We start from the raw sequence: 13256 nt of genomic DNA, 5'->3' as shown, positions 1-13256 counted from the left end.
ATGCGTGTACGAAATCTCCTGGCCGCCGGCGCACTTGTCCTGCTCGCCGGCTGCTCCGCCCTTGCCCCGCGCGAAACCCTCGAAGGCCAGGGTAACCAGGCCATCTGGAAAGCTCACAAAGAGCAGGTCAGCACCCTCGATGGCTGGCAGATAAGCGGCAAGGTAGGCATCCGAGCGCCCAAGGACTCCGGTAGTGGCACCCTGTTCTGGCTGCAGCGCCAGGACTACTACGACATCCGCCTTTCCGGCCCCCTGGGTCGCGGCGCGGCGCGACTCACTGGTCGCCCGGGCAACATCGAGCTGGAAGTAGCCAACCAGGGCCGCTACCAGGCCGAATCCCCCGAGGCGCTGCTGGAAGAGCAACTCGGCTGGCGTCTGCCGGTCTCCCATCTGCTCTGGTGGGTGCGCGGCCTGCCCGCACCTGACAGCCGCAGCCGCCTCACCCTCGACGGCGAAAGCCGCCTTTCCCGCCTGGAGCAAGATGGCTGGCAGGTGCAATACCTGAGCTACGTCGAGCAGAACGGCTACACCCTGCCCGAACGCATCAAGCTAAGCGGCGAAAACCTCGACGTCACCCTGGTGATCAAGGACTGGCAACCGCGCCAGCTCGGCCAGTGACATGCAGGATGCGCAACTCGTCCTGCCGGCACCGGCCAAGCTCAACCTGATGCTGCACATCCTCGGCCGACGGGCCGACGGATATCACGAGCTACAGACCCTCTTCCAGTTCCTCGACCACGGCGACGAACTGGGTTTCGCCCCGCGCGACGATGGTGAAATCCACCTGCGAACCGACGTGCCCGGCGTTCCCCACGACAGCAACCTGATCGTCCGCGCGGCGCGCAAGCTCCAAGCCGAATCAGGCAGCCGCCTCGGCGCGGACATGTGGCTGGAGAAGCGCCTGCCCATGGGAGGCGGGATCGGTGGCGGGAGTTCCGACGCCGCGACCACCCTGCTCGCGCTCGACCGACTGTGGAACCTCGGCTGGAGCGAAGACCGTCTGGCCGCTCTAGGGCTTACCTTGGGCGCCGATGTGCCGGTCTTCGTGCGCGGCCGCGCGGCCTTCGCGGAGGGTGTTGGCGAGCAGCTGACCCCCGTCGAACTCCCTGAGCCGTGGTTCCTTGTCGCCGTGCCGCAAGTCTTTGTCAGCACAGCAGAAGTTTTCTCCGATCCTGAGTTGACACGGAATTCGCCGCCCATTAAAGTTCGCAGCCTTCTTGAGGGGGGCGGTCGTAACGACTGCCAGCCGGTGGTCGAGAAGCGTTACCCGGATGTACGTAACGCTCTGATCTTGTTGAATAAATTCACTTCAGCTAGATTGACCGGCACTGGAGCTTGTGTGTTTGGGAGCTTCCCAAACAAAGGCGATGCTGATAAAGTTCGCCGCCAACTTCCGGCCACTCTGCCGAGCTTTGTCGCCCAGGGCCGCAACATCTCCATGTTGCACCGCAAGCTTCAAGGTCTGGCTTGAGAAGGAATGCAAGGCATTCGGTTGTACGATACAGGGGCGTCGCCAAGCGGTAAGGCAGCAGGTTTTGATCCTGCCATGCGTTGGTTCGAATCCAGCCGCCCCTGCCATTAACCCACTGGGTCATGCGTACAGCGAAACGAATATCCTGCATAGCGAGTTGCACACATAGGGGCGTCGCCAAGCGGTAAGGCAGCAGGTTTTGATCCTGCCATGCGTTGGTTCGAATCCAGCCGCCCCTGCCATACACTTGAAAAGCTGTTCAAAAGCCCACGGCCTTTGAACGGCTTTTTGATTCATCAGGTCTACCCTCAGCCGGCAGGTACTGCGCGTGTCCAAGATGATGGTCTTCACGGGGAACGCCAACCCCGATCTGGCGCGTCGCGTCGTACGTCAACTGCATATTCCCCTCGGTGATGCCTCCGTAGGCAAGTTCTCCGACGGTGAAATCAGTGCTGAAATCAATGAAAACGTTCGCGGCAAGGACGTTTTCCTGATCCAGCCGACTTGCGCACCGACCAACGATAACCTGATGGAACTGGTAGTGATGGCTGACGCCTTCCGCCGTTCCTCGGCTTCCCGCATCACCGCGGTCATCCCCTACTTCGGCTACGCCCGCCAGGATCGCCGCCCGCGTTCCGCCCGCGTGGCTATCAGCGCCAAGGTAGTGGCTGACATGCTGACCGTAGTCGGTATCGACCGTGTACTCACCGTCGACCTGCATGCCGACCAGATCCAGGGCTTCTTCGACATTCCGGTGGACAACATCTACGGTTCCCCGGTCCTGGTCGATGACATCGAAGACCAGCGCTTCGAGAACCTGATGATCGTTTCCCCGGACATCGGCGGCGTGGTTCGCGCACGTGCCGTGGCCAAGTCCCTCGGCGTTGACCTTGCGATCATCGACAAGCGTCGTCCGAAGGCCAACCAGTCCGAAGTCATGCACATCATCGGCGATGTCGAAGGCCGCACCTGCGTGCTGGTCGACGACATGGTCGACACCGCCGGCACCCTGGGCCACGCGGCCAAGGCCCTGAAGGACCATGGTGCTGCCAAGGTCTACGCCTACTGCACCCACCCGGTGCTGTCCGGCCGTGCCATCGAGAACATTGAAAACTCCGTGCTGGACGAGCTGGTGGTGACCAACACCATCCCCCTGTCCGCCGCGGCACAAGCCTGCTCGCGTATCCGTCAACTGGATATCGCGCCGGTTGTGGCTGAAGCGGTCCGCCGCATCAGCAATGAAGAATCGATCAGCGCGATGTTCCGCTAAGCGGCCATCCCTGACGAAACGCGCCCCGCTCAGGCGGGGCTTATAGACCAATCGCCCGGATGCTGGTCGCAAGCATTACGGGCGTTTTGGTTATTTTGGAGAACTGTAATGACTGATTTCGCCCTGAATGCCGATGCGCGTTCCGACCTGGGGAAAGGTGCGAGCCGCCGCCTGCGTCGTAATGCCAACCTGGTTCCCGCTGTAATCTACGGCGGCGAGAAAGCCCCGCAATCCGTAAGCCTGCTGGCCAAAGACCTGGCCAAGCTGCTGGAAAACGAAGCTGCCTTCAGCCACGTGATCGCCCTGAACGTTTCCGGTGCTACCGAAACCGTTCTGATCAAGGCTCTGCAACGTCACCCGGCCAAAGGCTTCGTACTGCACGCTGACTTCCAGCGCGTAGTTGCCGGCCAGAAACTGACCGCCCACGTACCCCTGCACTTCATCAACGAAGCTACCTCCGTTGGCGTGAAGCAAGGCGGCGGCGAAGTTTCCCACACCATCGCTGAAGTCGAAGTCTCCTGCCTGCCGAAAGACCTGCCGGAGTTCATCGAAGTTGACCTGGCCAAGGTCGAAGTAGGTCAGACCGTTCACCTGTCCGACCTGACCCTGCCGAAAGGCGTCGAGCTGGTGGCCCTGGCCCACGGCAACGACCTGGCAGTTGCCAACATCCATGCTTCCCGCGTGGTGAAGGAAGAAGGCGAAGCCGAGTAATTTCTTACTCTGCGTCAGCCTGATAAAGGGCCCCTGTAGTGACTGCCATTCAACTGATCGTCGGCCTGGGTAATCCAGGCCCCGAATACGACCAGACCCGGCATAACGCAGGGGCCCTTTTCGTTGAGCGCCTGGCCGATCGCGAACGCGTCAACCTGAGCCTCGACAAGAAATACTTCGGCCTGGTCGGAAAATTCTCCCACCAAGGTCGCGACGTTCGTCTGCTGATCCCCACCACCTACATGAACCGCAGCGGCCAGTCCGTGGCGGCGTTGGCAGGGTTCTTCCGCATTCCCCCCGAAGCCATCCTGGTGGCCCACGACGAACTCGACATGCCCCCAGGAGTCGCCAAACTCAAAACCGGCGGCGGCCACGGCGGCCACAACGGGTTGCGCGACATCATCGCCCAGCTCGGCAACCAGAATTCGTTCCATCGCCTGCGGCTTGGCATTGGCCATCCGGGGCACAGCAGCCTGGTATCCGGTTTCGTACTCAGCCGCGCCCCGCGCAGCGAACAGGAACTACTCGACACCAGTATCGATTTCGCCCTCGACGTGATGCCAGAACTGCTCGCCGGTGACCTCACCCGCGCCATGCAGAAGCTGCACAGTCGCAAGGCCTGAACCCACTCCGCGCAGAGGCACATACCATGGGATTCAATTGCGGCATCGTCGGTCTGCCCAACGTCGGCAAGTCCACCCTGTTCAACGCCTTGACCAAGTCCGGCATCGCAGCGGAGAACTTCCCCTTCTGCACCATCGAGCCGAACAGCGGCATCGTGCCGATGCCCGACATGCGCCTCAACGCACTGGCCGACATCGTCAAGCCCGAGCGCGTGATCCCCACCACCATGGAGTTCGTCGACATCGCCGGCCTGGTAGCGGGCGCCTCCAAAGGTGAAGGCCTGGGTAACAAGTTCCTCGCCAACATCCGTGAGACAGACGCCATCGCCCACGTGGTGCGCTGCTTCGAAGACGAGAACGTCATCCACGTCTCCAACAGTGTCGACCCCAAGCGCGACATCGAGATCATCGACCTCGAACTGATCTTTGCCGACCTCGATAGCTGCGAAAAGCAACTGCAGAAGGTTGCTCGCAACGCCAAGGGCGGTGACAAGGACGCCCTGGCGCAGAAAGCCCTGCTGGAAAAACTCATCCCCCACTTCAGCGAAGGCAAGCCGGCGCGCTCCCTGCTGAAGAACCTGGGCGACGAGGAAAAGCGCCTGGTTCGTGGCTTCCACCTGCTTACCAGCAAGCCGGTGATGTACATCGCCAACGTTGCCGAAGACGGCTTCGACAACAACCCTCACCTGGACGTGGTTCGAGCCATCGCCGAGGAAGAAGGCGCCATCGTGGTTCCGGTGTGCAACAAGATCGAAGCCGAAATCGCCGAACTCGATGATGGCGAGGAAAAGGATATGTTCCTCGAGGCTCTCGGCCTCGAAGAGCCTGGCCTGAACCGTGTGATCCGCGCCGGCTACGACCTGCTCAACCTGCAGACCTACTTCACCGCCGGCGTGAAGGAAGTCCGCGCCTGGACCGTTCGCATTGGCGCCACCGCCCCGCAGGCTGCCGCAGTTATCCACACCGACTTCGAAAAAGGCTTCATCCGCGCCGAAGTAGTCGCCTACGACGACTTCATCCAATACAAGGGTGAAAACGGTGCCAAGGAGGCCGGAAAATGGCGCCTGGAAGGCAAGGAATACATCGTCAAGGACGGCGACGTGATGCACTTCCGCTTCAACGTCTGATCTCCTAAAAAGCCCCGGTCCTCCGGGGCTTTTTGCTTCCGCGGGATGGCGAAGGACGAAGCGAAAACCGCCACTTGCCTCTCCCCTCCCTCGTCGAATGCCGCTTCACGCTCCTGAAAACCCTCGCGCCGCCTAAACGCTTGAAAGATCACAAAATTATCTAAGCAAAGGGGTTGACAGCCTGCCACCGGACACGGAAAATGCGCGCCACTCGGCTACATAGCTCAGTCGGTTAGAGCGCAGCATTCATAATGCTGATGTCCCAGGTTCAAGTCCCGGTGTAGCCACCATACAAAACAAAGGGTTAGCGCAAGCTAACCCTTTTTTGTTTTGGGCGACAGACTACAAACAGACTACATCCCGACTACCGAGCCTTTGCTAGGCACCTTCCCAAGGATTCACAAGGTCCACCCCCAACTCTTCGAAGTCACGGGTGTTTCGTGTAGCGACCTTGGCGCTGTATAGCCGGGCTATCGCCGCAATCTGTCCATCAGCCATATCTGTCACCCTTCCCTTGGCTTCACTGGCCGAAACCAGCGCCGCATAGTGCACAGCTGCATCCACATCAAAAGGCAGAATGCAGCCGGCAAAGAGCTTGTTGAAAAGCGTGTCGGCGCCTATCGCCAACAAATCCTTCCGCTTACCGTTTGGCATCCTGGCGATCCCATAAAGGATCTCAGCCACTGATATGGAACAGATCACCAGTTCGCTACCTGGCTGAGCATCCAGCCATGCAACGACGCTTGGGTCAGGCCTGGATTTCATCATCTCCGAAAGGACATTGGTGTCTAACAAGATCATTCATCAAAGTCCGCTGCACGTGCCTTTGTGCTGCGGGGAGGCAATTCCAAATCCACACCGCCCGCAGCGGCAAAAAGTTCGTGAATCCGAGTGCCCATTCCGCTGGGCTTGTTCTGCTTCGCAAGTGCTTCAGCAAGGATCACCCTCACTTCTTCCTCCATCGAGCGACCATGGCTGGCGGCCACGACACGAAGCCGAGCTTTCAGCTCATCGTCCAGGTTGCGAATCGTGATGCTAGCCATAGGGACCTCCAATGGAATCATTGCAATCACTGATATCATACTGGAACGTGCCTGCTTTGCGCCAATGGCGACAGACGCAATGCGGATTCCAGATGATCCGGCGACAGATGCGCATAGCGCATGGTCATGGCGATCGACGAGTGGCCGAGGATCCGCTGCAAGCTGAGAATGTCCCCTCCCCCCATCATGTAGTGGCTGGCGAAGGTATGCCGGAGGATGTGGGTCATCTGCCCTGGCGTGTGGAAACCACAGCGTTGGTAGGCACTTCGAAACGCAGCCCTGCAGGACATGAACAGCCGGCCGTTCCCGGGCATCCCGATTTTGAGCGCTATCGCCTCAACCTCAGCCGGGATCGGCACTGACCTGGACTGACGGTTCTTGGTCCGGTGGAAGTGCGCCTTGCCGCCGAAGATTGCACTGCGCTGCAGCGACTCCGCTTCATCCCAACGGGCCCCCGTTGCCAAGCAGATCAGCGCGACGGGGTAGGTATGGTTGTTGGTGGACTTGCGACACTCCTCGAGGAGCTGCTCGATCTGAGCCAGCGTCAGGAATGTGAGCTCTACCTGATCGGTCTTGATCTGGCGAACTTTAGCGAGAGGGTTGTCCCCTACCCACGCCCCCAGGCGGTTCAGCTCCGAGAATACGGCGGAGAGATAGCGCTGCTCATGATTAACAGTGTGCGGCGAGACATCCTTGAGGCGTGATTGCCGGTAACGAGCCCAGGCGAGCGTATCGAACTCAGACACGCACGGATTGTGTAGTCGTTCGACCACCGCCAATGTCCGAGCGAGTCTGTATTGGTGGTCCTTGAGTGAGCAGCCATGCAGGTCGTACCAGAGCTGCACCAGGTCAGACAGGCGATCATCCAGCGGCCTGCCGGTTTGCTTCAGCAAGGACAGGAAGTTCGCCTCATAGCGCTGAGCAGCAGCCTTGGTGAGAAATCCGTACTTGCGGATTCGGCGCCCGGAGCGACCGTTCTCGTAGAAGTCCGCCGTCCAGGTCTTACCTTCCTTGCGTGCCGTCATACCGCCCTACCCCACCTTATCGTTCGCTCCGTCAGCAGCTTCTGGATGTGCTTGTAGATATCACGCTCGCCCTTTTCCTTTGCGGCGTAGTGATCGCGAATGACTGGCCAGCACACCCACTCCCTGAGGCTGGCAAAGGCCTTTTCCGCGCCTACACGCTCCCGTGCGAGCAGGCTGATGAAGTTTCCCAGGAACAGCTCCACGTTCTTGCCGGTGAAGCCCTGAGAGGTCTTGAAATGGCGCTTGTAGTGGGTGCGTCCGGCGAGCGATTCAGCCGGGATAGAGACCTTCACGTCCTGGCGCATGAGAGTCCAGAAGGCATCGAGGACGCCCTTACTGGAACACAAGCGGAAAGACTCCAGGCCGTACTGGAACAGCCCGTCGAGATGGCCGGCCAGTTCGGCAAAGGTGCGGTTGTCGATCATGGCGCCGGTATCCATATCGGCCGAGCCATCGGCAAATTGCTGAATGATCGAGTGGTGATAGCGCAGCTCGATACGCCAGACCGGAGCTTCGGGGTCGTAATTCTGGTCGTCTTCCGAGTCGAATGGGTTGTCCATGCCGGACCAGACCGAACGCCAGTAGTCGAGCTTGTCGATGCTCCAGGCCTGAAGGGACTTGTTGTAGATGGCGAGCTGAATGCCTGACGCCGAACCGAACAGGAAGGACTGGCCACGGCCATAGGAAACCGCTTCGCCGTCGTAGTGGACTTCCTTGATGCCGGAGAGGTCGCGACGGGTACGTGCACGACATAGCAGGCGGTCAATCAGATCCTCGGGAGGTGTCCATCCCTGCACGTCCAGGGCGAGGTGAACGGCGCATTGATTGGGCTCGACGTGTTGCATGGCTGACCTGGCGAAGCGGTCCATCCACTCCTGCAGGACATCGGGCGTGCATGACTGAATGGCGTGCGGGCTCACTTCGATCTTCATGTGGGCGCCGATCACGTCGATCTTCACGTTGAAGTTCTTCAGCAGCAGGACAAAGCCAAGGTCAGCGTTCTGTAGCTTGTACTGGTAGCCCGAATCACGCCCCACACGCCCGGCGTGCCACTGGTGCCCGGCAAATTCGACGATGTCGCCCTGCTCCACCAAAGAGACAACCTCAGGACGCAACATCCCACGGTAGAGCTGACGAACCGTATCCACACGACAGCCCAACAGGCGGACGCTGGACAGGTCGTTGATGCGTGCGGTCTTCGGGTCCAGGAACAAACGCCCAAACTTCGAAGGCTCAGCGGTGAGCCCATCCAGACGCATCTGATCAATTGCTTTCTTCACTGCTCTTTCCCCATCAGTGAGTAACAACAAGGTTTCTAAAAGCGGTTCATAAGACGTGCTACAGGGACGTCGACCGGCCCGCCTGAGCGCGGCCGAGCCCCTCACCGGCTGCGCCGATTCCCGGCTCGGCCGCACTCAGGGCGGGTAACGCCAACGGTCGAACGGGATCACGCACCTGCACGGTGTCGGCGGCGCTATGGATGCGGGCAGTGAGCAGGACGACCAGGTTGGTGGTCCGCGTGCGGCTGCTGGTGGAGCGGAACAAGGATCCCAATAGCGGCACCTCGGAGAGGATCGGAACTGCCGTGACGGATCTGTCGGTTTGTTCCGAACGTAAGCCGCCCAGGAGGACGCCCTCCCCGTCCTGGAGCTGAACCCGGGTGCTGATGCGCCGGGTGTTGGTGATGATGTCGGCGGCGGTCTTGTCGTCGGAGACGGTGGAGGCGGACTGGTTGACCTCCAGCTCGATGGCGTTGGCCGGGGTGATGAACGGGGTGACCTCGAGGGTGACGCCCACATCCTGGCGCACGATGGTCTGGAACGGGTCGGAGGCCGGCGTGGAGCCGCTGGTGGTCTGCCCGGTGATGAAGGGCACGTTCTGGCCGACGACGATGGATGCCGGCTCACGGTTGAGGGTGAGCAGTTGTGGCGTGGAGAGGATGCGGTTGTTGCCGGTGGCTTTCACCGCCTGCAGGAAGGCCGAGAGGGTCGGGCCGGAGAAGGTCAGGCTAAAGCCGAGGTCGGACCTGTCGGAGCCGCGCAGGGAGATCCCGCTGGCGTCGATGCGCCTGGAGTCGAGCCCGACGTTGAGGCCCAGGGCTTCGAAGTCGTTGTCGGACAGTTCAGCGACGACGGCGGTGATGATGACCTGCCGACGAGGCCGGTCGATTTCCCTGACCACCTCACGGATGGTGTCGAGCTGGCTGCGGGTGGCGGTGACGATCAGCGCATTGGAGGTGGGCGACGGGCTGACCATGCCCCGGTCGCGGTGGCCGTCCTGGTTGTCGCTCCTGGAGCTAAGCACATCCTTGACGGCCTGGTGGGCGAAGTCGGACTGCAGGTGCTGCAGCTGGACCACGTCGGTGACCAGGTCCGGTGATTCCTCGACCGCCTGGGCACTGATGCGCAAGGTGGAGGGCGTGCTGGAGAAGTGGAAGCCGGAGGCGAGCACGGCGTTCTCCAGCAGTTGCTCCAGCTCCTTGGGGCCGCTGTAGGTGGCGAAGATGGAGACGGGCGCGCTGCGGATGTCGGAGCCGACCACCACGGACTTCTTCAGTTGCTGGGCGGACCATTCGACGAAGTCCTGCAGGGTGGCGTCGTAGAGTTCGACCCGTTCGGCGGCAGTGGCCAGGGGCGCCTGCAGGGCGGCGATGAGAGCGAGTGAGCGAGCGGGTTTCCAGTCCATGGCGAGATCCTTTAGCGGAAGACGGAGTGGTAGTCGGCCTCACGGACCAGGAGGGCTTCGCGGGGGCCCCGGTCCTTGACGGTGATGCCTTTGGCGATGAGGTCGTCCTGGGCGATGCGTTGGCCTTGGCTGTCGCGGAACACGTAGAGGGTGTTGCCCGCCAGCCGGCCATAGGTGGCGATGCGCAGTTCGCCGTATTCGTCGGCCAGCGGCTGGGTGGTTTCAGGGACCGGAGCCGGGGCGGTGGGCTGTTCCTGGACGACGGTGGCCGGTTGGGCGGTGAAGGCGATGGCGCCGAAGATCGGCACGGCCAGCAGGAGCGCGCAGCAGGCGCCGAGGAAGAAGGCGTTCAGCACGCGGGTACGGCGGAAGAAGATGCGGGTGGTGCGCATGAAGAACCTCCAGTTGCGCAGGGCTCGTGGAAGGCGGCGGCGCCAGTAGCCGGGCGGCAGCATGGAGTAGGAGCCTTTGTCGTAGCCCTCGTCGTACTCCTGGGTGGTGTCGTAGTAGTCGTAGAACTCTTCGCCGCGGTAGTACCAGTCATCCACCTTGGGCGAGTTGAACTTGGCGCCGTACTTGACGATGGCCTGGTGCAGTTTCGGCAGCTTGCCCTTCCAGCGGCCGAGGGTGAGCAGCTGCAGCGGCCAGCGGAACATGAAGGGGACTTTCAGGCGGTCCCAGCGGTTGATGTAGACGACGTGCTCGGCGATGGACTCGCGCACCTGCTTGTCGATGACGTTGACGTTCTGCACGCAGAGCCAGAGGTCCCAGCGGCGCTTGCGCAGGTACAGGAAGAACTTGAGCAGGTCGGAGCGGCCGCCCTGGTTCCAGTCGCGGGAGTTGAGCCAGACGCCGGCTTCGTCCAGGAAGATCCCGCCGAACATTTCTTCGTCGTAGGTCTCGTGGCCGACACCGAGGCCGCGCAGGTCCGCCCCGGTGGGCAGGTCGGGCAGGCGCACGAGGCGCGAGTAGGTATTGCCGGGCTTGCACAGCTTGCCCATGAACACGTCGACGTTGACCGCGACGCGGCGGCGGGCTTTCAGGTACTTGAGGATCTGCATGACCAGCAGCAGGGTTTTGCCCGCGCCCAGCTTGCCGGTGACGATGTAAACGGCCATGGGCGCCTCAGGTGTGGATGAACTTTTCGGAGAGCCGCGTCACCCAGAGGAAGATCAGCGATTTGATCTTGGCCACGACCAGGAGGGTGACGCAGAAGGACAGGTTGCTCGGCACGAACATCCGGCCAATTTCCAGCATCCAGGGCGGGCCGAGGTTGGCTATCTGGTCGAACAGCAGGCTCACCGCGAAGGCCAGGGCTTCGATGGCCAACCCGATCGCAACGATGACCAGCAGGAGGATGCCGACCTTCTTGAAGAACTGGGCGATGAAGCCCATGACCGGGCCGATCAGGGGACCGAAGAAGCCCAGGAGCAGCTTGGCCAGCCCGCCGAACAGGCGGGGGAACAGGGTGCGCAGAAAACCGATGATCCAGCCCATGCTCAAAAGCCTCCCTTCGCGGCTTTGGCGTCTTCCTGGCGCAGGGCGGCGTAGAGGATCTTCCAGAGGCCGATGACGGTGACGATCCAGATGACGTACTCAAGCAACGGCTTGAGCCGAGTGAGTTCGCACACCGGCAACACGAGCGAGGCGCGGTAGTCGCCCAAGGCGAAGTTAATGGTGTAGTTGGCGCAGCCCATGGCCGAAGGCAGTAGTCGGTCCAGGACGTTATTGAGGCCGACTTTGTGGCCGTCGGCGCCGAACCACCCATCGGTCACCGTCTTCGGCAACGCCTTGAGGGCGGCATCCACTTCGGCTTCGCGTTCGCCCAGGATCTTGTCGGTCTGTTTGCCGATCTGCTCGGCCAGTGCGTCACCCGCGCCCTGCCCTGCCGCTTCCGCATCGCCATCGGTGCCTGTGCCGGACTCGTCGTATTCTTCGCCGAACAGGCCGTCGAGCAGTTCGCCGAGCTGGCCCTGGATATCGGTGAGCAGGGAGTTGGTCTTGTCGATCTTCGGGCCGAGTTTCTCGCCCAGGTCTTCAATGGCCTGGTTGGTCGCGCCTGCATCGGAGCCTTGGGAGCTGCTGCCCGTGCCGGTGGAGGGGCGCGGGTCGTTGGTGTCGTCGCCGTCGGCATTGCCGCCATTCTTGGGATGGTCGGACGAGGATTCGGGGATCTGCTTGGTGGGGTCGTTCGGGTCGTAGCAGACCTGTTTGCCGTTGAAGTAGCCGCAGTTGCGGTTGGGCTTTTCGGCCTCCATGCAACGGTAGGCGCCGTTGAAGTAGCCGCAACCGGGCTCTTCCTGGAAGCAGCCCTCAACGCCGTTGACGGTGCCGCAACCGGGCTTCTTGGGATCGAAGCAGGTTTCGACGCCATTGGCCGAAACGCAGTTGGTTTTGGGGTCGTCGGGCTTGGGCTGGGAGCAGTCTTCGCCGGTACAGGTATCGGGGGCGGTGCCGTTGGATTCGCCGGAGCCGTAGAAGCTGCCGGTGCATTGGTAGGTCTGCTGGTCGAGGATGGCAATGCAGGACTTGCTGCCGCCTGCCGTGTACTTGCAGCCCTCGAAGGCGACCTGGTCGTCACAGACGGCAAGCTTGAGGGCGGTGTTGTACTGGCAGACCTGGGTTTTGAGGATTTCTTGGCCGGCGGTGGCTGCGCAGTCGGCAAGTGCCGTGCAGCCTCCGGATTCGGCGTCATAGTCAGTGCCGGGCGGACAACTATCGCCAAAACGGCTGGCCGTCCGATTGTACTGAACCATTGTGCCAGTGCTGGGGTGGATATAGCCGCATTGAACTACCGAGGGTGAACCCCATTTGTAGATTCCACCGGGATACGCGCTCTGGGCAGCTTGGCAAGCCAGCAAGGCCGATGGATAGCGGACGGCGCTGTTTGTCAGTTGCCACCAATAATCCACCGCCCACACCAATTGCCCCCACGCCATAAACGTGAGGGCAACCAGAATGCGGATAGCCGTACGCATCTATCCGCGTCCTGCTTAGGCGCCAGCGGCGGAGAAGATGCGGCCGGCCAGCTTGAACAGGGCCACGCCGCCACGGATGACGCCGAACAGCACGGCACCGGCGGCCATCAGCACGCCGAAGGCCTTGGCCAGGTCAGCGAAGACCTGGATCAGATCTGGCGGAACTTCGATGGCGGCGTTGGCCGTGCCAGCGGTCATGGCGGCGGCAATGACGGTGTAGAGAACGGCATGCTTGATGCCCAGTGCTTTACCGACACTGGTGCCGTTCTGGTGAGCGATGGCGCCGGAGCGCACGGTGAGTTGCTTGTGCATGGGAAGGTTCC

The 13256-nt window shown here is 61.5% G+C and carries 15 protein-coding genes and 3 tRNA genes; 9 read left to right on the top strand and 9 right to left on the bottom strand.

From position 1 onward, the window contains the following. The 9 genes from lolB (at position 1) to D6Z43_RS24570 (ending at position 5492) form a co-directional block, all read left to right on the top strand. Positions 1-618, top strand: coding sequence for a lipoprotein insertase outer membrane protein LolB (gene lolB, locus D6Z43_RS24610; RefSeq protein WP_120654606.1), 618 nt, complete (start codon positions 1-3; stop codon positions 616-618). Position 619: 1 nt separating this feature from the next. Then, positions 620-1471 carry a 4-(cytidine 5'-diphospho)-2-C-methyl-D-erythritol kinase gene (gene ispE, locus D6Z43_RS24605; protein ID WP_120654605.1) on the top strand — a complete coding sequence of 284 codons (852 nt, stop codon included), beginning with the start codon at positions 620-622 and terminating at the stop codon, positions 1469-1471. 32 nt (positions 1472-1503) lie between these two features. Beyond that, positions 1504-1578, top strand: a tRNA-Gln gene (locus D6Z43_RS24600). 60 nt (positions 1579-1638) lie between these two features. Beyond that, a tRNA-Gln gene (locus D6Z43_RS24595) sits at positions 1639-1713 on the top strand. Between the two features lie 86 nt (positions 1714-1799). Further along, complete coding sequence (locus D6Z43_RS24590) at positions 1800-2741, top strand: ribose-phosphate pyrophosphokinase (protein ID WP_028629917.1); 942 nt, start codon at positions 1800-1802, stop codon at positions 2739-2741. 108 nt (positions 2742-2849) lie between these two features. Further along, complete coding sequence (locus tag D6Z43_RS24585) at positions 2850-3452, top strand: 50S ribosomal protein L25/general stress protein Ctc (RefSeq protein WP_120654604.1); 603 nt, start codon at positions 2850-2852, stop codon at positions 3450-3452. Positions 3453-3490: 38 nt separating this feature from the next. Then, the gene (gene pth / locus D6Z43_RS24580; RefSeq protein ID WP_077524268.1) at positions 3491-4075 is read left to right on the top strand and encodes an aminoacyl-tRNA hydrolase; all 585 of its coding nucleotides are present in this window, start codon (positions 3491-3493) and stop codon (positions 4073-4075) included. A 26-nt stretch (positions 4076-4101) separates the two neighbouring features. Beyond that, positions 4102-5202, top strand: coding sequence for a redox-regulated ATPase YchF (ychF, locus tag D6Z43_RS24575; protein ID WP_120654603.1), 1101 nt, complete (start codon positions 4102-4104; stop codon positions 5200-5202). A 213-nt stretch (positions 5203-5415) separates the two neighbouring features. Then, positions 5416-5492 (top strand) — tRNA-Met (locus D6Z43_RS24570). 88 nt (positions 5493-5580) lie between these two features. Here the strand turns inward: D6Z43_RS24570 and D6Z43_RS24565 are convergent. The 9 genes from D6Z43_RS24565 to D6Z43_RS24525 form a co-directional block, all read right to left on the bottom strand. Then, entirely contained in the window at positions 5581-6003 is a 423-nt protein-coding gene (locus D6Z43_RS24565; RefSeq protein WP_120654602.1) for a type II toxin-antitoxin system VapC family toxin, read from the bottom strand. Then, positions 6000-6245, bottom strand: a complete 246-nt coding sequence (locus tag D6Z43_RS24560) for an Arc family DNA-binding protein (RefSeq protein ID WP_120654601.1) — start codon at positions 6243-6245, stop codon at positions 6000-6002. Before D6Z43_RS24560 ends, D6Z43_RS24565 begins: the two co-directional genes overlap by 4 nt. A 35-nt stretch (positions 6246-6280) precedes the next feature. Beyond that, positions 6281-7270 (bottom strand): tyrosine-type recombinase/integrase, encoded by a 990-nt coding sequence (locus D6Z43_RS24555; RefSeq protein ID WP_120654600.1) that lies wholly within the window; start codon positions 7268-7270, stop codon positions 6281-6283. Beyond that, the gene (locus D6Z43_RS24550; RefSeq protein WP_120654599.1) at positions 7267-8529 is read right to left on the bottom strand and encodes a hypothetical protein; all 1263 of its coding nucleotides are present in this window, start codon (positions 8527-8529) and stop codon (positions 7267-7269) included. The genes D6Z43_RS24555 and D6Z43_RS24550 overlap by 4 nt, the downstream gene beginning before the upstream one ends. Before the next feature lie 79 nt (positions 8530-8608). Continuing rightward, entirely contained in the window at positions 8609-9955 is a 1347-nt protein-coding gene (locus D6Z43_RS24545) for a type II secretion system protein GspD (protein ID WP_120654598.1), read from the bottom strand. A gap of 11 nt (positions 9956-9966) precedes the next feature. Continuing rightward, complete coding sequence (locus D6Z43_RS24540) at positions 9967-11073, bottom strand: zonular occludens toxin domain-containing protein (protein WP_120654597.1); 1107 nt, start codon at positions 11071-11073, stop codon at positions 9967-9969. A 7-nt stretch (positions 11074-11080) separates the two neighbouring features. After that, positions 11081-11452, bottom strand: coding sequence for a hypothetical protein (locus D6Z43_RS24535; protein WP_120654596.1), 372 nt, complete (start codon positions 11450-11452; stop codon positions 11081-11083). Between the two features lie 2 nt (positions 11453-11454). Further along, complete coding sequence (locus D6Z43_RS24530) at positions 11455-12711, bottom strand: hypothetical protein (RefSeq protein WP_120654595.1); 1257 nt, start codon at positions 12709-12711, stop codon at positions 11455-11457. A gap of 237 nt (positions 12712-12948) precedes the next feature. After that, on the bottom strand, positions 12949-13245 hold the full coding sequence (locus D6Z43_RS24525; RefSeq protein WP_120654594.1) for a hypothetical protein: 297 nt from the start codon (positions 13243-13245) through the stop codon (positions 12949-12951). Between the last annotated feature and the right edge of the window lie 11 nt (positions 13246-13256).

Source organism: Pseudomonas sp. DY-1 (assembly GCF_003626975.1).
In the GTDB taxonomy this organism is placed as follows: domain Bacteria; phylum Pseudomonadota; class Gammaproteobacteria; order Pseudomonadales; family Pseudomonadaceae; genus Metapseudomonas.
Note: the sequence above shows the minus strand (reverse complement) of the source record. Positions and strands in the feature narration are given on the sequence as shown.

Excerpts from the sequence above, each read along its gene's own strand:
- D6Z43_RS24530 (WP_120654595.1), bottom strand. The coding sequence starts at position 12,711 with ATGGTTCAGTACAATCGGACGGCCAGCCGTTTTGGCGATAGTTGTCCG.
- D6Z43_RS24540 (WP_120654597.1), bottom strand. The coding sequence starts at position 11,073 with ATGGCCGTTTACATCGTCACCGGCAAGCTGGGCGCGGGCAAAACCCTG.
- ychF (WP_120654603.1), top strand. The coding sequence starts at position 4,102 with ATGGGATTCAATTGCGGCATCGTCGGTCTGCCCAACGTCGGCAAGTCC.
- lolB (WP_120654606.1), top strand. The coding sequence starts at position 1 with ATGCGTGTACGAAATCTCCTGGCCGCCGGCGCACTTGTCCTGCTCGCC.
- ispE (WP_120654605.1), top strand. The coding sequence starts at position 620 with ATGCAGGATGCGCAACTCGTCCTGCCGGCACCGGCCAAGCTCAACCTG.
- D6Z43_RS24565 (WP_120654602.1), bottom strand. The coding sequence starts at position 6,003 with ATGATCTTGTTAGACACCAATGTCCTTTCGGAGATGATGAAATCCAGG.
- D6Z43_RS24535 (WP_120654596.1), bottom strand. The coding sequence starts at position 11,452 with ATGGGCTGGATCATCGGTTTTCTGCGCACCCTGTTCCCCCGCCTGTTC.
- D6Z43_RS24545 (WP_120654598.1), bottom strand. The coding sequence starts at position 9,955 with ATGGACTGGAAACCCGCTCGCTCACTCGCTCTCATCGCCGCCCTGCAG.
- D6Z43_RS24555 (WP_120654600.1), bottom strand. The coding sequence starts at position 7,270 with ATGACGGCACGCAAGGAAGGTAAGACCTGGACGGCGGACTTCTACGAG.
- D6Z43_RS24560 (WP_120654601.1), bottom strand. The coding sequence starts at position 6,245 with ATGGCTAGCATCACGATTCGCAACCTGGACGATGAGCTGAAAGCTCGG.
- D6Z43_RS24550 (WP_120654599.1), bottom strand. The coding sequence starts at position 8,529 with ATGCGTCTGGATGGGCTCACCGCTGAGCCTTCGAAGTTTGGGCGTTTG.
- D6Z43_RS24525 (WP_120654594.1), bottom strand. The coding sequence starts at position 13,245 with ATGCACAAGCAACTCACCGTGCGCTCCGGCGCCATCGCTCACCAGAAC.
- D6Z43_RS24585 (WP_120654604.1), top strand. The coding sequence starts at position 2,850 with ATGACTGATTTCGCCCTGAATGCCGATGCGCGTTCCGACCTGGGGAAA.